The following is a 19,231-nucleotide window of genomic DNA, read 5'->3' as shown; positions in this document are numbered from 1 at the left end:
GCACGCGGAGAAAAGGGGTGAAATTCTGTGGGCGAGGGGGTGAGGGGGAAGCCCCCTCAAAACCAGTTCTTCCCACTTCTCCCGTTGGGAGAAGCGGGTACACGCCAAAGGCGGGTCGCAGGGGGATGCGCGTTGCCGTGTTCTCGGGGAGTCTGCACCATTGGTTAGTACGACAGCCTCGCTAAGCGCGTTTTATCAAAATCGGGCATAATTTTCCTGAAAAATTTCGCGGGGAATGCACCCTCTCTTAGATGAAACGATAGAGAACAAACGAGGTTCATGTGACAACCGAACGCGCACAATTCGCCATCCTCGGCGGGTCGGGGCTTTACGCCATGCCCGAACTCACCGATCTGACCACGATCACGCCCGTCACCCCCTATGGCAAACCAAGCGACGCCATCACCATTGGGACGCTGCATGGTGTCCGCGTGGCGTTCTTGCCTCGTCATGGGCGCGGGCATGTCTTTCAGCCAAGCGAAATCCCCTATCGGGCGAACCTCTATGCCCTGAAAGCGATTGGCGTGACGCATGTCATTGGGGTGAGCGCCTGCGGATCGCTGCGCGAGGATTACGCGCCGGGGCATGTATGCATCCCCGATAATCTCTATGACAATACGAAAGACGAACGCGGACGCAGTTTCTTCGAGCGCGGGATTGTCGCCCATGTCAGCGTTGCCGATCCCTTCTGCCCCGATCTCAGCCGTATTCTTGCCGAGGCAACCAGCGAATCAGGGGGGGTTGCCCACAGCGGCGGGACGTTCGTCACCATCGAGGGACCGCGCTTCAGCACAAAAGCAGAGAGCAATCTTTACCGTCAGATGGGCTTTTCGATTATCGGCATGACCACCTCGCCAGAGGCGTTCCTCGCCCGCGAAGCCGAACTGTGCTATGCGGTTATGGCGCACATCACCGATTACGATGTGTGGCATGAGGAACATGTGAGCGTTGAGATGGTCATGAAGCAGTTTCAAGCGAACATCACCCTTGCCCAACGGGCGGTGTCGCTCGCCGTGAAGAAGCTCCTTGTCGCAGCTAGGGCGTGTACCTGTGAAAACGCGCTGCAAGGGTCATTCGCCACCAGCAAAGATCGCATCACACCCGAACTACGCGAACGGCTGCGCCCAATCATCGGTAAATATTTCGCCTGATTTCTGCGCCCTCACCCCCTAGCCCTCTCTCTCCGGCAAGGGGCGGGGGTGAATGTCCCTCCACCCGCAGGCGCATCAGCACGGCAGCGATCAGCCCACCCCCCACAATATGGACTGCCGTCAAGACCTCCCCCAACAGCACCACCGCCCCCGCCACCCCAAAGAGGGGAATCGCCGTCATCACCAGCGCTGCTTGAGTCGCCGTCACGTAGCGCAGCGCCGATAAATAGAGCAAAAATGCCAAGCCGCTGCCGATGATCCCCGTCAGGGCTGCCCAAAGAAGGCTCTCAAGGGAGAAGCCCGCCCGCACACTCGCCCATGCTGTCCCGCCATTCCCCACCCATTCCAGCGGCAGCAAGAGGATCACAAACGCCAACCCGAAACTTTGTTGCAGAGCGGCAAGCGTCAGCGGGGGGACGCTCTGCGCCGCCCGCCGCGTCACAATGGTGTATAACGCGGCACAGGCGGCGCTCCCCAAAACAAGCGCGTTGCCCATGAGGGTATCCGTCCCCCCCGCGCCGCCCTCACTCCCCGAAATAAAGAGCGTTCCCGCCAATGCCAAGCCAACAAACGTCAACAAACGTCGGGAGGTTCGCTCGCGCAGGAAACACGCCGCCAAAATGACGACGATCACCGGCTCTGTGACACCAATGAGCGAGGCGTTCGTCGCGCTGGTCATGGTCAGCCCGACGGCGCACAGGGCGAAGGCGCTCCCAGGTTCTAAGATGCCCGCCCACCCGCGACGGATAGTTTTCCACCTCAGCCCCTTATGCCCGCCGCTGGCGATCAACATTGCCCACAACAGGCTGCAACTGGCGCTTAGTTCGATCACCATCAGGGTGATCGGGGGGATGTGTTCGAGGGTAAATTTGCTGAGGACAGTTCCCAGTCCCCAGCAGGCTGCCGCCAAAATCATGATGAGCAGCGCGGCGTTGGCGGTGCTTGGTTTGCCGCGTGCAAGAAACGTAACCATAGGAAATCAATCCAATCACATGCTCTTTTGTCTGTACACCTGTTATCTCAAGGAGAAACGAACGATTGTTCTGTCGCCAGATGCCCGATGATTTGGGATTCCCCAATCCACAGGTAAGCAAAACCATCCCCGTGCTGACTCTGGCGCTAGGCGCGATCAGCGGGTGGCGTAGCGACTATTCAGTTGATGGTGAAAAGGGAAGTCAGTGATCATCCGCCCGGCGCGTGTTGAGACTGCGCCGATGGAAGAAAAACGAGGGGGGCAGGTAAATTTGATGTAGACGTTTTACACTACGCATAACCTTCTCAATCGAAACCATCGATACTGCCTATTATAGCACGACTCCGCGAGGGACGATCCAGCCAACCCGCTCACCTATGATACAATCGTGCCGTACACAGCGAGAAACACTACAGACACCTATGACAACACACCTTCAGTTTGGCACAGATGGTATTCGCGGCGTGGCGGGGGAATTTCCCCTTGATCCCACCACCGTATTCGCTATTGGGCGGGCGCTTGGGGTGTGGCTGAAAACCACCGCACAGCCCAATAAGGCAGACCTCGGCACGGTGATCCTCGGACGTGATCCGCGCATCAGCAGCGACTTCCTCGCCCATACGCTGGCGCTAGGGCTGCTGGCGGAGGGAATCACCGTTGTAGATCGCCGCGTGATCAGCACACCGGGGATTGCCTACCTCACCGTTGCCGAACACCACGCGCTAGGAATCATGATCACTGCCAGCCATAACCCCGCCGAACAGAACGGAATCAAAGTCTTTGGCGCGGATGGCTACAAACTGAACGATGAGGCTGAACAGGCGATCATCCGCCTTGTGGATGGGCAGCACACCCCGCTCAGCGCCTTCCCCGGACGGCTCACCTACCACCACATGGATACCGACGCTTACGAGCGCGATCTGCTCAAGGCGTGCGCTGGAATCGGCTTGGAGAACCTGACCATCATTTTGGACATGGCCAATGGAGCGGGCTTCTTCCTTGCGCCGGGGGCGTTCTGGCGGGCGGGGGCTTCTGTATTTACCATCAATGCCGACCCCGATGGCTTCAATATCAACGTCGAGGCGGGCAGCGAATATGTCCGCCGAGATCGGACTGACCTTCTGACGATGATCCACAAACGCCACGCTGATATGGGCTTTGCTTTTGATGGTGATGCGGATCGTCTCGTCTGTGTGACGCCCGATGGGATGCTGGTCGATGGGGATCACCTCTTAGGAATTCTCGCTGTGGACCTCAAAAACGCTGGACTGCTGACCGGTGAAACTGTCGTCGCTACGGAGATGAGCAACAGCGGCTTAGAGGACTTTCTGCGGCGGGAAGGGATCACCCTGCTGCGGACGAAAGTGGGGGATCGCTATGTCATGGAAGCAATGCGCAAGGGGGGGTATACCCTCGGCGGCGAACAAGCCGGACATATCATTCTTCGGGAAAATAACCTGACCGCCGGGGATGGCATTTATACGGCGCTGCGTCTGGCGGCGCTTTGCGCACGGCGCAAACGGACGGACGGCGCATCGTTGGCGAGTTTGGCGGCGGCGATCCCGCGTTACCCGCAAGTGATTGCCTCTGCCCATTTGGATCGTCGCCTCGATCTGACTGCCTTGCCCGGTTTGGAAGGCAAAAAGCGCGAAACCTTAGAGATGTTCGGCGGCGGGCGGGTGAACTTGCGCTTTAGCGGGACAGAACCGAATGTGCTGCGGGCGATGGTTGAAGGGGGAGCGCACACACCGCTTGAGGATGTTGTGCGGCGGGCGCTTTTGCTGTGTCAGATGGTTGCCGAGGCAGCGCATACCGAATCACCCCTGATCGATATTGTCGATTGTGTCACGGGTGCGCCGGTGCGCGTGAAGGGTTAACGTTCAGGCGGAAGGGTTCAGCGAGAAGGGCGAAGGAACGACATGACCGATAACACGGGACTTTTTGGCAAGATGGTGCGCGGCTATGAACTCCGCCGCTTGCTTGGCGCGGGCGGTTTTGGGGAGGTCTATCTCGCCCATCAAGCGGTTGTCGGACGTGATGTCGCCGTCAAAGTGATTTTGCCTGAATTTGCCAACCAAGATCAGTTCATCACGAACTTTGAAGCGGAGGCACATCTTGTCGCCCGCCTTGAACACCCGCACATCATCCCCCTCTACGATTATTGGCGTGATCCAAGCGGCGCGTACATCATCATGCGCTATGTCCCTGGCGGCAACCTGCGTCTGCGTTTGATCCAAAAAATACGCCTTTCTCCCGAAGAACTGACCGACTACCTCGATCAGATTGCTGGTGCGCTTATGGCGGCGCACCGCGCAGGCGTTGTCCACCGCGACATCAAGCCCGATAACATCTTGCTCGATATGGAAGATAACACTTACCTTGCCGATTTTGGTATTGCCAAGCTGCTTCATACGGCGAATGCCTCGTCGGGCGATAGCCCATCCCCGGCACGGGTTGAGGAAGGCGAGATGATCGTTGGCTCACCCGCTTACCTTGCCCCCGAACAAATCATGGGCATTCCCGTTTCCCCCCAAACCGATTTGTATGCGTTGGGCATTGTCCTTTACGAACTGCTGACGGGGAAGCGCCCTTTTATGGGCGATCTCAGTTCGACCCAACTCATTTTTAGCCATTTAAATCAGCCGCTCCCCTCGCTCCGTTCCGAACTCCCCCATCTGCCAATGGTGGGAGCGCTGGACAGCGTTTTACAACAAGCGACGGCAAAATCGCCAACAGACCGTTTTCCCGATGCGCGGGCGATGGCGCGTGCTTTTCGGGAGGCAGTCCAGCCAGCAAAACCGTCATTGGTGAGCGACTCGTCACTGCTCTTGATCGATCCCTTAGAACATGATGTGTTGTTTCACGAAGATGATGTGATGGATCATACGACGGGGGAGCGGGTGATCAGCATTCTGCTGCCCAACGCTGAAAACCCCTACAAAGGCTTACGCGCCTTTAGCGAGGTGGACGCCGCCGACTTCTTCGGGCGCGAGGCACTCATCATGCGCTTGCTTGGGCGGCTGGTCGAAAAACACGCCCTTGTCCGGTTTTTAGCAGTGGTTGGTCCTAGCGGGTCGGGAAAGTCAAGCGTGGTGAAGGCAGGGGTGATTCCCGCGCTGCGACGAAACGGCTTGCCCGGCTCAGGGCGCTGGTTCTACGCCGAGATGATGCCCGGCACACAGCCCCTTCACGAATTGGCGGCGGCGCTGCTGACGGTTGCCAGTATCCCCCAAGAGATCGAAACCCTTGTCAGCCAATTTATGGCGGATGAGCGCGGCTTGCTAAACGCCCTGCGTGATCTTTCGCCGGGGGGTAATCAGGTCGTCTTGGTCATTGATCAATTCGAGGAAGCCTTTACCCAAGCCCGCAGAGATTCCGAGGCGGGGCGCTTTTTAGACAACATCGCCGCCGCCATCAACGAGCCGAACAGCCGCTTTTGGGTGGTCGTCACGCTCCGCGCCGATTTCTATGATCGTCCGCTGCTGCACCCCACCTTTGGAACGCTGATGCGCGAACGGACGGAAGTTGTCCTCCCCCTTTCTGCCGAGGAACTAGGGCAGGCGGTCACTGGTCCCGCCCGCCGCGTTGGGCTAACCCTAGAGCCCGGGCTGGTTGAGACGATTGTGAGCGATGTGGGCGATCAGGCGGGGGCGCTGCCCCTCTTGCAATATGCGCTTACCGAACTTTTTGAGCGGCGGCGGAAAAATACCCTCATCTTAGACTCGTATCGGGAGATGGGAGGGGTGTTAGGGGCGCTTGCCCGCCGCGCCGATGAACTCTATCTGAGCCTTCCCCCCGAACAGCAGATTGCCGTAGAGACGATTTTCTTGCGGTTGGTGACGCTTGGCGAAGGCACAGAAGATACACGCCGCCGCGCCCGTCAGACGGAATTCAGCGCGGCAGTCAATGCCTCCCTGATCCAAGCCGTGATGGATACCTTTGCCAAGTATCGCCTGCTCACCTTTGACCGCGACCCCGAAACGCGCATCCCAACAGTGGAGGTTGCCCACGAAGCGCTTATCCGCACATGGTCTCGCCTGCGGGAGTGGCTGGATACAAACCGCGAGGCAATCCGCACCGGACGGCGGCTCTCTGCGGCAACGGTGGAATGGGTGAACGCCGGACGGGACAGTAGTTTCCTTGCCGAAGGAGCGCGGCTAGGGCAGTACGAAGCGCTCCTCAGCGACTCCACCGCCGCCCTCAGCGCTGATGAAAGCGCCTATATCCGTGCCAGCGCCGAAACAGTGAAGCGCCGCGAACGCGAGGAAAAAGAACGTGTCGCCCGTGAACTGGACTTGGCAAAACAAGCGGCGCAATCGGCACAGGCAGCCGCCGCCGCCCAACAGCGCAATGCACGCCGTTTGCGGGCGTTTTTGCTCTTTTTCGCCCTCGGCACGGTTGTTATGGCAGGGTTAGGCGTTTTGGCCTTACGCGCTCGCAATGATTCCGTTGTGAACGAGGCACGCGCCATTGAGAATGCCGTCACTGCCACAGTGGCACAAGGCGACGCCTTGAACAGCGCCGCCACCGCAAGGGCAAATGCCGACCTCGCCGCGAATAATGCGGCAACGGCAACAGTAGCACAGGGCAACGCCCTGAACAGCGCCGCCACCGCAAGGGCAAATGCCGACCTCGCCGCGAATAATGCGGCAACGGCAACAGTAGCACAGGGCGCAGCGCTGAACAACGAAGGGACGGCTGTTGCCGCCCTGAAAGATGCGGAAATAAGCCTTGCCCACGCCAACGCGCTGCGCTTGGCGTCGGCGGCAAGCAGTATCGCCGCGTCGGGGCGACGCCCTCACTTGGTTGGCGTTTTGGCGATTCAAGCCTTGAATTCGTCGCCCGTTCAACCCGCACTGGATGAGGCGGATAACGCCCTCACTCTACCGCTGCCGCTCCCCCAACGGCGGCTTGACGTTCATAACGCCATGATCGCTGACCTAGGCAGCGATTTAGCCGGGCGCTATATCGTCAGCGGCGACGAGAATGGGATGATTTTCCTTCACGACGCCCGCACTTATGCCCAGATCAAGACGTGGTCAAATCAGGGGATAGGAGTCACCGCGTTGTCACTTTCTCCCGATGGGAAGTACCTTGCCACCGGAGGGGCAGATTACGCCATTCGCCTATGGAGCATCCCTAATGGGACATTAGTGTACAAAACGTTTTTTAATCGAGACCTGATCTCCGCACTGGTATGGCTTTCGGATAGCCAGACCTATTTTGCCACCAGCAGCGATAGCAGCGTTACCCAATGGTCTGTGGCGGAAAATACCCCCCGCCAAATACAGACGATGGAGTGGCAGCCAGAAGGAATTACCCTGACCCCCGACGAACGTATGCTTGTCGTCAGCGGCTATGGCGGAGTCATCACCCTTGTGGATCGCGCCTCCTTTGAGGTACTTCACGAGATTGCGACAGGATCGATACGGGTGGGCATTGCCCGTGTAGTCACCCGCCAGATGGTCGATGAGGCGGGCAACCCAATCAACCGTGATTTTTTGATTGCCGCCCTTGACGAAGGGTTGATCAAGTTTTTTGAACTGGTTGTTGTCGGCGGCAGCGTCGATTCCCTGCTCATGAGCAACACGTTGGATGGGCATGTCGGGTCGATTTACGATATGGCGATTTCGCCCGATGCTCATTATGCACTCACGGCTGGCGAAGATGGCACGGTGCGTCTGTGGGATATTTCCGATCCTACGGTGTCTCTCCCTATTCGTGTTTACCGCGCTCATGCGGCGTCTGTCTACAGCGTTCAGTTTATTGATAGGGGGCAGGCATTCCTAAGCGCTGGCGAAGATACGGTGATCTATACATGGCGTCTTCAAGAGCCGAATAGCTCCCTTTTGTTGGGACACCAAGCGGCGGTTCTTGATGTTGCCTATTCTGTCGGGAACAATCTGGCGCTGACCACCGCCGCTGAGAAGGATGTGATTCGGGCAATTTTGTGGGATGTTGAAACATCCTCGGCACGGGGGGCGTTGCAAACCTATTCCTATCCAGACCTAAGCGCCGATGGAAACGCCGTTGCCGTGACGAGTTCTGGAAAGGGGAATCTGCCACACCTTCAGGTCTATGACACAACCACCTTAGAGGTGATTCATGATTTTTCATTGGCGGACGGCGCCGGGGGCGACATCTTTCCCTTTGAGGTCTATTTTGTCGGGGATGGGAAGTATGTCCTCCTCATTTTTGATGACGGCATCAGCCTGTGGGAAATTGCCACCGGAACGGAACGGCTGGTACTGCCTTTAGAGGGGTTCATTGGCGGTGATGCGCTGGCAATCTCTGCCGATGGCAGTCTCCTGGCGGTTGCCGTCTTTAATACGCTTTCCGTCTACCATCTGCCCGATGGCGACATTCTGGATACCTCGCTCTTTGAGCATGAGCAAAATATCACCAGCCTTGCCTTCAGCGCCGATGGTGAAACGCTCTTTTATGCCTTGACCGATGGGACGCTTTACCTAACCACCCCGCGCCAGCTAGGGCGGGCGCGGCGGATTGAGGTTCGGCAGGGGGGGATAACCCAGATTGCCGCCTCGCCCGACGGGGCATACCTCTATGCCCTTAGTGACCGGACGCGAGTCATTCAAGTTGACCTGAAAAACAATGTAGGGACAATCATCCGTCGCTTTGATGTGGCGGGTGGTTTAGAAATGTTTGCCCTTGCTGCCGATGGATCACGGTTGATTATGGGGGGTAGGGAGCGCCTGACCCGCTTTGCCTATACCGACGGAACGCGCACGACGGGGGCAATTTGTGAGCGCCTGATTGCGCTCGGTTACCAAGACTTACTGCCAAAGGAGCGCGAGGAGTTTAACCTTCAAACCGCCCCGCCAACCTGTACAGGGTTTCGCCCGATGGGCAGCCCACCACCGGGCGGCGGCAGCCCTCCACCGGGCGGCGGCAGCCCTCCACCGGGCGGCGGCAACCCTCCACCGGGCGGCGGCAACCCTCCACCGGGCGGCGGCAGCCCTCCACCGGGCGGCGGCAATCCGCCACCGGGCGTGCCGCCAGCGATCACCCGCACACCGGGCGGGTAACCCCACACCCGATCATGCCCCTTTCCAGCATCCATGCGGAAAGGGGTATCGCCCACCAATGATGGTTGTGATCCATACCCTTTGGGCTTACACTTAGGGAATATTTAAGTATTGTCCAACGTTTTATTTATCTTTGTGTAGTGATGCAAGGGGTGAGAAGCCATCCATCGTGCCAAACGAACATCCGATAAGTCCCATGACGGTGTACAGCCGCCACCTGTTTATCTGTACCGGCACATTCTGCGACCCTGACGGGAAGGCGGCGGAACTCTACGCCAAACTGCCCGGACTGCTTGGCGATCTTGCCCATTACACAAACCCGCTGCGCGTCAAACGGGGCATCACGCCGTGTTTGGGGGTTTGCACGGCGGGTCCGCTGCTGGTTGTCTACCCAGAGGGGATTTGGTATCACCATGTCGATGAGGCGCTGCTGAAGCGCATCATCAACGAACATCTACGTGAGGGAAAGCCGGTTCAAGAGGCAATTTTTTACCGGTTGGCAAGCGTTACCCCCCCGCATCCTTAATGACCATCTCAATCCGCTCCGCAGCACGATCCACCCCACCCAATGAGGCGAATTCGGCGGCGAGGGCGCGGGCGTTCTCTGCCACCTTCCTATCTGTCGTCACCGCACGAATGGCGGGGAGAAGCTGTCCACGCCGGACATCATGGGCAGAGAGGTTCAAGCCGACCTTCGCTTGGGCAATGCGCCGCGCTTGCCCGCGTTGATCCGCCGCATGGGGGACAACCACCTGGGGCAGTCCCTGAATCACGGCGCGGTGCGTCGTCCCCATCCCCCCGTGATGAATGATCACCTGCAAACGGGGGAAAACCTGATCATAGTCCACCCACCTCAAGAGGCGTGTGCCGGGGGGAAGTGCCGCCTTCAGCTTTGCCTTGTCCTCGGCGGTGATCGGCAGCCGTCCGATCACCACGAGGGGAATCATCCCTAGCCTTGCCGCCGCTTGCGCCGACCATGCAAAAAAGCCTAAATCACCAGTAAAGACGCTCCCCAAGGTGATGAGCGCCAACGGCGCGTCAGGCGGGAGAGCGCTCAACCACTCCGGCGCGGGGGAGCGCGGCGCGGTGACGATTCCCCCCACATGCTCGGTTTGGGGTAGGAAGGGGGGGTCACCCTGATACCACGAGGGGCTGAAATAGGTGAGATGGAGGTATGGGCTTTCCATAAAGGGTGCTGCCCCCCCAGAGAAATTGATCCCGCGCAGCCCCAAATGTGCCGTCAGAGCAGCGATCCGTTCGCGGCTGATCGCCCCTAAGTCGCGCTGGACAGCGTACAGACGATCCTCATCAAGCGGCTGACCTGCCCCCCATCCGGCAGCAATAAGGGGGACATTGAGTGCTTCAGCGGCGAGGGCGGCGGCGGTGAGGAAGGGATCGCTGACGAAGGTGGCGGGCGTGCCGCGCTCGTTGGCAAGGGCGAGGATTGCCTCCACTGCCGCAGGAATCAGCGCCTCGTTCAGCCATGTATCCAGCGCCCGACGGTAGCGTAAAAACATTCCTTCGGCGGGAGACATCCCCGCGCTGTCGGGGAGTGGGGGCGGAAAGTGCCACCCCGTCTCGGCAATGGCGGCAAAGGGGATGCCTGACTCGGCGATCAACTCTTCAAGGGCGGGTTGGGAAACCCACAGCACATCGTGACCGCGCCGTTGGAGGCTCTGCGCCGTTTTGAGCATCCCGCCCCAATCGGCATGCCCCGCTAAGGGGGCGCTCAGAAACCAGATAGACGCCATGACCACCTTTCGATACCCCCCTCTTAGGTGGGGGAGAGATGTTACACCGTTGTCCGCATCCGCTGTGGCGATAGCAACCACACGGGGTCGCCCCAACTCAACCCAACAGCAGCAATAGATAAACGCAGATCGGCACGCCAAAGAGGATCGAATCGATCCGATCCAAAACGCCCCCATGCCCTGCCAAGATCAGGCTGAAATGTTTGACGCCCGCCGCCCGTTTGACAACGGACATTGCCAGATCGCCCAACGGGCTGAAGATGCCCCCCGCCATACCGATGAGTGCCGCCATTGGTGGGGAAACTGCCCGTCCCAACAACGTGGCGAGGATTGCCAGCCCAAACGCCGTCAGTGTGGCAAAGACGACGCCCCCCAGGTAGCCCTCCCACGTTTTGCCTGGGCTAAGCAGCGGCGCGAGTTTGTGCCGTCCAATGGCGCTGCCCACAAAGTATGCGCCAGCATCGCCCACCCCAATGGCTAAGACGCCGATCAACGTCCAAAGCTCGCCATTGGGGAATGTTCGCAGCCAGATCAGGTGTCCGCCAAGCCAACCGAGGTAAAACACGCCAACGAGGGTGAAGCCAAAATGGAGGACGGCGGCGGTTTCCCCCCGCCCGTAACCGCCCATCATCCCTAAGGCGGCGGCGACCAAGAGGAGCGTTACCGTCAGGAAGATGGGAAGCTGTCCAATCGTCAGGGGGATCAGCGCAAGGGCGCTGATCCCGCCATACAAAACCGGACGAAATGTGCCATAGCCTGCCTTGCGGAAAACACCATCCAGTTCCCATCCGGCAATCAGGAGCATGATCCCAACGCCAAGGGCATAAGGCACGCCCCCGATCAGGATCAGGCTGACGCTGAGCGGGACAAACCACAAGGCGCTGAGGACGCGCTGGCGCAGCATGATCGGGAGGTTATCCCCTCCCCCTCTCAGGGTTGGAGAACAAGACCGTAGCGGCGCTCCCGTCCATTAAAGTGTATGAGCGCCTGATAGAGTTCCTCTTTGTCAAAATCGGGCCAGAACGTCGGCGTCGCATAGTATTCGGCATAAACACTCTGCCAGACAAGGAAATTGCTGATGCGCATCTCCCCTCCGGTGCGCACAATCAGATCGCAATCGGGCAGCCCGCCGGTGTCCATATAAAAGTTGAGCAGCGTTTCATCAATCTCGTTGGCGGGAATGCCATCGGCAACAATCTGACGAATGGCGCGGACGATTTCATCGCGCCCGCCGTAATTGAACGCGAGATTCAAGATCAAGCGATCATTCAAGCGCGTTTTGGCGATGGCATTTTTCACCTTTGCTTGAAGTCCGGGCGAGAGCGCCCCAATATCACCCAAGTGGCGGAGTTGAACGCCGTTGGCATGAAGGTTATCCAGTTCGCGGTCAATGACCGTCTCCAGAATATCCATCAAACCGCGCACCTCTGGTTCGGGGCGCCCCCAATTCTCTGTCGAAAAGGCATAGACGGTCAGGATGCGAATCCCGAATTCGCCGCAGGCACGCAGGACGCGCCGGAGGTTTTCCACCCCCGCACGGTGCCCTGCTTGGCGGGGCAAGCCGCGTGCCTTTGCCCACCGCCCATTGCCGTCCATGATAACTGCCAAGTGATAGGGAATGTGGGGGGGTAAGCGTTTGTCCGTCACGGAAGGCTACGACCTTTCAGACCGCCATAATCTCTTGCTCTTTGCGTTTGCCAACGGCTTCAACTTCGGCAATGTATTTATCGGTCAATTTTTGGAGGTCTTCTTGCCCCTTGTGGGACTCATCCTCAGAAATCATGCTCTCTTTTTGATAATCGCGAATGTCGTCGTTGGCGCTGCGCCGAACGTTGCGAATGGCAACCCGCGCTTCTTCCAACCGCCCATGCATCATCTTGACCAATTCCTTGCGGCGCTCTTGGGTCAGTGGCGGTAAATTCAGGCGGATGACCGTCCCATCGTTATTGGGATTCAAGCCTAACTCAGAGGTCTGAATTGCCTTCTCAATCGTTTTGAGGGAAGTCTTATCATAGGGCTTGATCAGGATCATCAGCGCTTCGGGAACTTGAATTGAGGCAAGCTGCATAAGCGGCGTCGGCGTCCCGTAATAGTCGATCATGAGTTTATCGACCAACGCCGGGCTTGCCCGTCCAGTCCGTAAGCCACCGAGATGTTCTTCCAATGCCACAAGGGCGCTTTTCATCCGGTGTTCGGCGTCTTTAAGAAGATCAACGACATCACTATTCATAGCACATTTATCCTTCTCGTGGGCTGCATACAGTTGCTTAAGGTTGCCTATGGGGAAAAAGCACGAGATATTCTGTGCAATTGTGGCGCAGCGTGGGACGATTGTCAAACCACTGGGCATATCCCTTGCCCGAACGATCAATGCGAACGACTTTCGCGCTATAATCCCCCCTCAAGACTTTTGTGATCCTATATCTTTTGGGCAGGGGAGACGAAGCGCATGACGAGCATGTTCCGCCGCCAACTTGAGGAGGCATACCGCCTAATTCAACAAGACCAATTGGATGCCGCGCAAGCCATTCTCCGCGAGGTTGTCGCCCGCAACCCCGATAATGCCGACGCTTGGTGGCTGATGGCGAACGCCGTCACCGAACCCCGCGATGCCTACCAAGCCTTGAGCAATGTCTTGCGTACCAACCCCATGCACGACGAAGCGCGGGAGGCGTTCAACCAACTCGTCAGCGAATACCCCGATTTGGATCAGGCGGCAATGCCTATTCCCGGCGGCATTGACGATTTTTCCGCAGACATTACGGTAGATATTGACGATCTCTTGATCAAAACCGGCTCGCTCCGCGCCGACCCACTGACCCGCCCCGCTGAAGGGGGCGATGTCTCCTCTGCCTATTTGGATGACCTGTGGGGGCAAACCGCCGCCGCACCAACGACAGACGCCGCCGATTTGGAGGATCTTTTTGGGAGCGGCGATCTGGCGATTTCCTCTGTGCCTAACGAGGACGATGAACTGGCAAAGGCGTTTGGCATTCAAGCCCCGCCGCCCCCCGCCCAGCCTAAATCGCGCCCAGAGATGAAAACCCCCGCTGCCCAACAAGCCGATTTGGACGCCCTTTTTGGCGGGACGCCCGCCCCAAGCGCCCCCAAGAGCAGCCCGCGCATGGCAGCCCCCCCACCCCCTTCTATGGACATGTTTACGTCCCCACCATCCTCGACAGCGGAAGACGACCTGAACGCCCTCTTTGGCAGTGAGCCGCTTACCACAACCGAGGGATCAGCCGCATTGTTCGAGGCGGATTCCTTTGGGATGGATGAGCCACTGCCCGCCTTTGAGGACGACATGAACGCCTTTTTTGACGGCGGGGCATCCGATCCCAACGCAGAGATGGCGTTGGCGGACGATCCCTATGCGATGGATAGCGCTGCTGCCGCCGCCACCGAAGAAAACCTTGATACGTTCTTCACTGCCAGCCCAAGTGACGAACCCTCGTTTGTTCAGGCTGCCACCGAAGAAAGCCCCAAGAAACGCCGCCGCCGCGAGCCGAAACCGCCCGCGCCGGAGATGGTGACGGTGGGGGATGAGCCTGCCACCACCTACGAACCGACCACCGTCAGCCAAAAGAATCGCACCCGCCAAATTCGTATTGAAGCGGAAGCGCCCGCCCACGATCCCTTTGAATCAGAGCGCAAGGCAAACCGCCGCAATCGGACACCGCTGTTCCTCGCGGTGATTCTGATCGCCGTTCTGATCGGTGCATTCCTCTTTTTGAACCGTCCCCAACCAACGCCGGATGATCTGGTGACGGCGCAGTTGGAAGCGGCGCAAAATGACCTGAAGGCGAACGGCTTTGAGGGAATCAAGGCGGCGCGAACGGGGAGCGTTATCCAACTGACGATTTGCGGCGTGCCCGGGCGGAAACTTCAGGCGCGGGTGTACCAAGCGATGGAGATCATTGCCGTCCCCGTTGCCGCCGCCCGCGATCAGGTGCAAACGGCGCAGATTGAGGTGGTTGCCTGTGGGGACGCCAACGTAAAACTCTATCGTGCTGCCGCGCCTATTGCGGCGCTCACAAAATACATTGATGGTGGGCGGCAAGACGCTAAAACCTACCGCACCGCATGGCAGACAAACTAGGGTCTGTTGACAGTGTAATTCCCATAGGGGCGCAAGGCATTGCGCCCAGTGCCGCCCGTAAGCGCCCGCTGCTAAAGCAGTGAGCTAGGAGCAGCCACCCCTTCGGGGCTTGGAAGGCATTGCCGCACCAGTTGTTCTAGACTTCTTCAGCCCAAAAGACTTTTTTGGTTGTACTTAGCAAAGGGTGGGCTGTTTGTGCTGTCCTTATGCACTCCCCCCGCTGTAGGTGCGCCCTTTGGCTTTGTTCCACCGTTTGGCAAACTTGCTGACGCCATGCACCCACAGCGGGCTAAGCCGCGTGTGGTGCTGCGCCGTCTGAAGGGCGAGGGCGAAATCGCCCGCCCCCTCGAAGGGCATCATCCGCAAGGTGGCACGTCCGATCTCGTAGGCAAAATGGGCGTCCGAGCCAACCGTGCCGGCTTTCCCCTGCGCCGCCGCAAACGCCGCCGTTTTGTGATTATCTTCAGCATAAATGCAGCGGGCATTGAACACCTCAAGGGCGTCCACCTGATCGAGAATGGCGCCGAGGTTTTCCGCCGCCCATGCCCCCCGCCGGAAGCGATCAAAGGGATGGGAAACGCTGATGAACGCCCCCTGATCGCGCAGCCGCCGGATCGTCTCTTGGGGGGAGAGAAAGGGTGGGATTTCTTCCCGCACGAAGAACGCGAGAAGTTCCCCCTGTGTCGTCATGATCTCCTCACCGATGATCACCAGTTCGGGATCGATGCGTGCCATTGCCAACGCGCCTTGAATCGTATTGTGATCGGTCACAGCGACGCGATCAATGCCTCGTTTGCGGCAGACGCGGACGAACGTTTCCAGATCGTTCAGGCTGTCTGCCGAATAGAGCGTGTGGGAGTGCAGTTCAACCTTCCAAAGGGTATCTGTCATAGGGTACTCAGTACGGTAAGGATAGGGGGACTATTCTATCACCGTCTGCCAACGAGGTACTCAATGACCATCGCGTTGATCAGCGTCTCCACTGGCGCACGGTCATCGGTGAAGATGAGATCACCGCGCACCGTCGGGGCAACATTTGCCGCCGCTGTTTCCAGCGCTTGGCGCAGCAGCGGATCGCTTCCCGTTGGCAAGATCGCCCTATTCGCGGCGAGGTTGGCGGGCGTCGTTTCCACCCGTGTCGCTACAAGAATCGTGTTGAAGGAATCCGGCACATCAATCGTATGCACTGTCGGAAAGACAATCAAAAGCGTCGCCGTGATCGCCTCTACCAGCCGCCGATCTGCCCCTGCCCGCCCCACATTGATTACGGCGGCGCCTCGATTGCTCAGCTTGTCGCTTACTTCCTGAAAAAATTCCACTGTTGTCAAATGCCAGGGGACATAGGGGACGCGGTAAGCGTCCATCGCAATAACATCGAACTTCCCCGCTGTGCCGCGCAAACCAACCCGCCCATCCTCGGCAATCACCGTCACATTCGGTTGGGTCATCCCGAAATAACGACGCCCCACCTCGATAATCGTTGGGTCGATCTCGAATCCCGTGATGGTCACATCCTCGCCAAAAACGGCGGTGTACTGGGTGGAGATCGTCCCTGCCGCCGCGCCGATCACGGCTAAGCGATGCATATCATCTGGGGTGTAGGGCGGCGCGTTAAAAAACGGCGCGGCAAGGAACATATCCCACGTCCCGCCATAAAAGCCCCCGCCGGGGGTATAGATGGAGTGGACGCCCTGCCCCTCGTTTAGGTATAGCTCCCGCGTTCCCACCGCCCACAGCGGCGCCCAAACACCGTTGACCAGCCGCCCGATGGGGGCGGTGAGTTCCGTCACCTGAATGTAGTTGTAGGCGGAGTCATGCTCATAGAGCAATCGCCGCGCCTCTGGTGGGGGGCGCAGCCCGGAACTGAGCGTGAGGGCGGTTAGAAGGATCAAGAGGGGCGGCTGCCATGCTAACCAGAGCGCCGCCCGCCGCCCCACCGCACCAGACAAGAGCAGCCCGCCAAGCGCCACAAGGAGGAGGTAGAGCGAAAAATAAAGGAAAGTTCGCGTCGTCCCCGCTTCTGGGATCAGCCATAGGACGGGAAGGAACGTCCCGATCAAACTTCCCAGTGTGGAGATGGCGTAGATGCGCCCGCTGACCTTCCCCGCCTCGGCAAGATCGGTGACGGCAAGGCGAATGGCAAAGGGCGACACACAGCCGAGAAGCGTCACCGGAAGGGCAAACAGCACGAGGACAACGACGAACGAGGGGAGGGCAACACCCACCTGAAAGCCAACCACCGCCGCCCCCGCCGCGCTGAGCAGCGGGCGTGCGACAATGGGGACGATCCCACTGAAAAACGCTCCCCACGCCATGATCTGGTATAGACGAACCGGCGTGGGGGAACGATCTGCCAAGCGCCCGCCGATGAAGTAGCCAGCGGTCAGATAGAGCAGCATCAAGCCAATGACATTTGCCCAGATCAGGTTGCTTGTGCCGAAGATGTTCCCCAACAGGCGCGAGGCGGTCAGTTCAATGGCTAGGGTTGTCATGCCGCTGCTAAAGACGGCAAGGTAAAGGTAGCCGCGCAGCGGCATTAGCTGCCCTGTACCCGAAACGCCACTTCGATAATCACCGAGATGGCTAAGAGAATCAGGGCGACATAACACGTCCACTTCACCCACTTGGCAAAACGCTGCAAGCCATCAGAGCGCTGCAGTTTCCGTAAGGCGGCACGGCGTTGGCGGCGAGGAAAATCCCCCACCAACCAGCGCACCGGAAGTTCGACAATAAACGGCGTGCCAATTGCCCAGATGCCATAACCGATGATAAACACAAGAAAGTTGGGCATGTCTTTATCGGCGAGAAAGAGCAGCATCGTGAACGAGACGAGCATCGTCCACAGGAAGATGAGCAGCGCCTGAAAGTAGCGCAGCACCAAGCGGCGTAAGTTCAAAGCATGGCGGACGAGAGAGACTTCCAACTTGGCGACCTCTTGATAGAGCGGGCGCTCTATAAACCCTGCCAACCCTAGCGCCGCGTTGAAGCGATCAATGTCCTTCACGTTCCGGTGACGCGCCTCTGGGAGGATGGTTGATCCATTGAACCGCTGCGGCACAGTCAGGGGGTCGTTTTCATGGAGGTCATCGAAGGAACGTTCCCCATCAATGTGGACCACTTTTTGCCGGACAAGGAAGGGCAGTTTGCGCGTCCTGGGAACGACATTCCGCTCTGGCAGATCAATCACTTCGTCAAAGTAATGGGCGCTGATCTCATCAAAAGGGACGATGAAGTTCGTTAAATCCGTCCCATACTGAAACATCATCGCCTTTGCCTTAATCACCTCTGATTCGTCAGGGGAAAAGGCAACCCCGGTCAGCGAGAAACAGGGGTTGAAATAGGTTTCTGGAAAGCCCGGCGCCTGTCCGGTGAAGTAAAACCGGACAATATCCCGCAGCAGCTGGACAAGGGCGATCACCGGCACGCCAATCGTCAGGACAAAGGGGAAAAGAAGCGTCGCGTACAAGAGAATCACAACCGCCAACCCTCGGCTGGTGATTTCCGGGGGCATCGTTGCCGGATAATCGAGCAGTTCACGGATGATCGTCAGTATGGCGTCTTTGAAGAAAACGGGCAGCAAAAAGAGCAGTCCAGCGCCGCTTAGAAAGCCAACGGCAACGCGGTGCATCGTGCTGAGGCGTGTTTCTGAACGCTGCAAGTACGCCCGCATCGCATTGCGCTCTTGTTCCTCGCTGCGCGGCGGGGCGGGCGGCGGCTCTGGGGTGGGGATGGGAATCTCGGCGGTGGTACGGGCGGTGGGCGGCGTGTTATTTAGCTGTGTATTGTTTAACATGGTGGCTTAGGTAGCGATTCCAGGATGGCGGTTTTGGCTGAGACAATCCCCCGATTGTAGTACCGAACACGCACCTGTCAATCGCAAGTGCTAAGAAAACGCTGTGAATCCCCTCACAGCCTGAAAACCTATCGGCAAATTCGGGTTTGGCTTGTAAGCGAGGCATCTTTGGTAGTTTGTCAAGAAAATTTCTAAAAGAATCCCTATCCCCCCGTCCCCTTTCCCTGTCTGCGGGGAAAGGGGGAGAGAGTCCCTCTCTTTGTTTACGGGGTGGGGATTAGGGTTTCCAAGCCCCGCAGGGGTGATTAGTCTCAGCCCGCTGCTTTTAGCGGCGGGCGCTCACCGGCGGCGATGGGCGCAAGACATGGCGCCCCTACGGGAATTACACTGTAAACAGAACCTAATCGTCCACCACCGT

The 19,231-nt window shown here is 58.5% G+C and carries 13 protein-coding genes; 5 read left to right on the top strand and 8 right to left on the bottom strand.

Annotated elements, in window-relative coordinates; translation table 11 throughout:
* Window positions 1–335: 335 nt before the first annotated feature.
* On the top strand, window positions 336–1,151 hold the full coding sequence (gene mtnP / locus HS103_04760) for an S-methyl-5'-thioadenosine phosphorylase (GenBank protein ID MBE7512109.1): 816 nt from the start codon (window positions 336–338) through the stop codon (window positions 1,149–1,151).
* On the opposite strand, the gene HS103_04755 is transcribed toward mtnP, so the two are convergent.
* Window positions 1,129–2,124: a DMT family transporter gene (locus HS103_04755; GenBank protein MBE7512108.1), complete on the bottom strand. Its 996-nt coding sequence runs from the start codon at window positions 2,122–2,124 to the stop codon at window positions 1,129–1,131. The genes mtnP and HS103_04755 overlap by 23 nt on opposite strands.
* 422 nt (window positions 2,125–2,546) lie before the next feature.
* Between HS103_04755 and HS103_04750 the strand changes: the two genes are divergently transcribed.
* The 3 genes from HS103_04750 to HS103_04740 all read left to right on the top strand — a co-directional run bounded on the left by HS103_04750 (window position 2,547) and on the right by HS103_04740 (window position 9,696).
* Window positions 2,547–4,001, top strand: coding sequence for a phosphoglucosamine mutase (locus HS103_04750; protein ID MBE7512107.1), 1,455 nt, complete (start codon window positions 2,547–2,549; stop codon window positions 3,999–4,001).
* Between the two features lie 42 nt (window positions 4,002–4,043).
* Window positions 4,044–9,170: a protein kinase gene (locus HS103_04745; GenBank protein ID MBE7512106.1), complete on the top strand. Its 5,127-nt coding sequence runs from the start codon at window positions 4,044–4,046 to the stop codon at window positions 9,168–9,170.
* A 196-nt stretch (window positions 9,171–9,366) separates the two neighbouring features.
* Window positions 9,367–9,696, top strand: coding sequence for a (2Fe-2S) ferredoxin domain-containing protein (locus HS103_04740; protein MBE7512105.1), 330 nt, complete (start codon window positions 9,367–9,369; stop codon window positions 9,694–9,696).
* Here HS103_04740 and HS103_04735 read toward each other — a convergent pair.
* The 4 genes from HS103_04735 to frr all read right to left on the bottom strand — a co-directional run bounded on the left by HS103_04735 (window position 9,677) and on the right by frr (window position 13,151).
* Window positions 9,677–10,921 carry a glycosyltransferase family 1 protein gene (locus HS103_04735; GenBank protein ID MBE7512104.1) on the bottom strand — a complete coding sequence of 415 codons (1,245 nt, stop codon included), beginning with the start codon at window positions 10,919–10,921 and terminating at the stop codon, window positions 9,677–9,679. The genes HS103_04740 and HS103_04735 overlap by 20 nt on opposite strands.
* A gap of 97 nt (window positions 10,922–11,018) precedes the next feature.
* Window positions 11,019–11,825, bottom strand: coding sequence for a phosphatidate cytidylyltransferase (locus HS103_04730; GenBank protein MBE7512103.1), 807 nt, complete (start codon window positions 11,823–11,825; stop codon window positions 11,019–11,021).
* Between the two features lie 26 nt (window positions 11,826–11,851).
* Window positions 11,852–12,541 (bottom strand): di-trans,poly-cis-decaprenylcistransferase, encoded by a 690-nt coding sequence (gene uppS, locus HS103_04725; protein ID MBE7512102.1) that lies wholly within the window; start codon window positions 12,539–12,541, stop codon window positions 11,852–11,854.
* 43 nt (window positions 12,542–12,584) lie between these two features.
* Complete coding sequence (frr, locus tag HS103_04720) at window positions 12,585–13,151, bottom strand: ribosome recycling factor (protein MBE7512101.1); 567 nt, start codon at window positions 13,149–13,151, stop codon at window positions 12,585–12,587.
* A gap of 219 nt (window positions 13,152–13,370) precedes the next feature.
* On the opposite strand from frr, the gene HS103_04715 reads away from it, so the two are divergent.
* Window positions 13,371–15,020 carry a tetratricopeptide repeat protein gene (locus HS103_04715; protein MBE7512100.1) on the top strand — a complete coding sequence of 550 codons (1,650 nt, stop codon included), beginning with the start codon at window positions 13,371–13,373 and terminating at the stop codon, window positions 15,018–15,020.
* Window positions 15,021–15,224: 204 nt separating this feature from the next.
* Here HS103_04715 and HS103_04710 read toward each other — a convergent pair whose 3' ends face one another.
* The 3 genes from HS103_04710 to HS103_04700 are packed head-to-tail and all read right to left on the bottom strand — an operon-like array spanning window position 15,225 to window position 18,813.
* Window positions 15,225–15,911 (bottom strand): PHP domain-containing protein, encoded by a 687-nt coding sequence (locus HS103_04710; GenBank protein MBE7512099.1) that lies wholly within the window; start codon window positions 15,909–15,911, stop codon window positions 15,225–15,227.
* A 38-nt stretch (window positions 15,912–15,949) separates the two neighbouring features.
* Window positions 15,950–17,557 (bottom strand): fused MFS/spermidine synthase, encoded by a 1,608-nt coding sequence (locus HS103_04705; GenBank protein ID MBE7512098.1) that lies wholly within the window; start codon window positions 17,555–17,557, stop codon window positions 15,950–15,952.
* On the bottom strand, window positions 17,557–18,813 hold the full coding sequence (locus tag HS103_04700) for a hypothetical protein (protein ID MBE7512097.1): 1,257 nt from the start codon (window positions 18,811–18,813) through the stop codon (window positions 17,557–17,559). The genes HS103_04705 and HS103_04700 overlap by 1 nt, the downstream gene beginning before the upstream one ends.
* Window positions 18,814–19,231: the final 418 nt, after the last annotated feature.

It is taken from the genome of Anaerolineales bacterium (assembly GCA_015075625.1).
Lineage (GTDB): Bacteria > Chloroflexota > Anaerolineae > Aggregatilineales > UBA2796 > UBA2796.
This window is presented reverse-complemented; position numbering and strand designations above follow the sequence as displayed.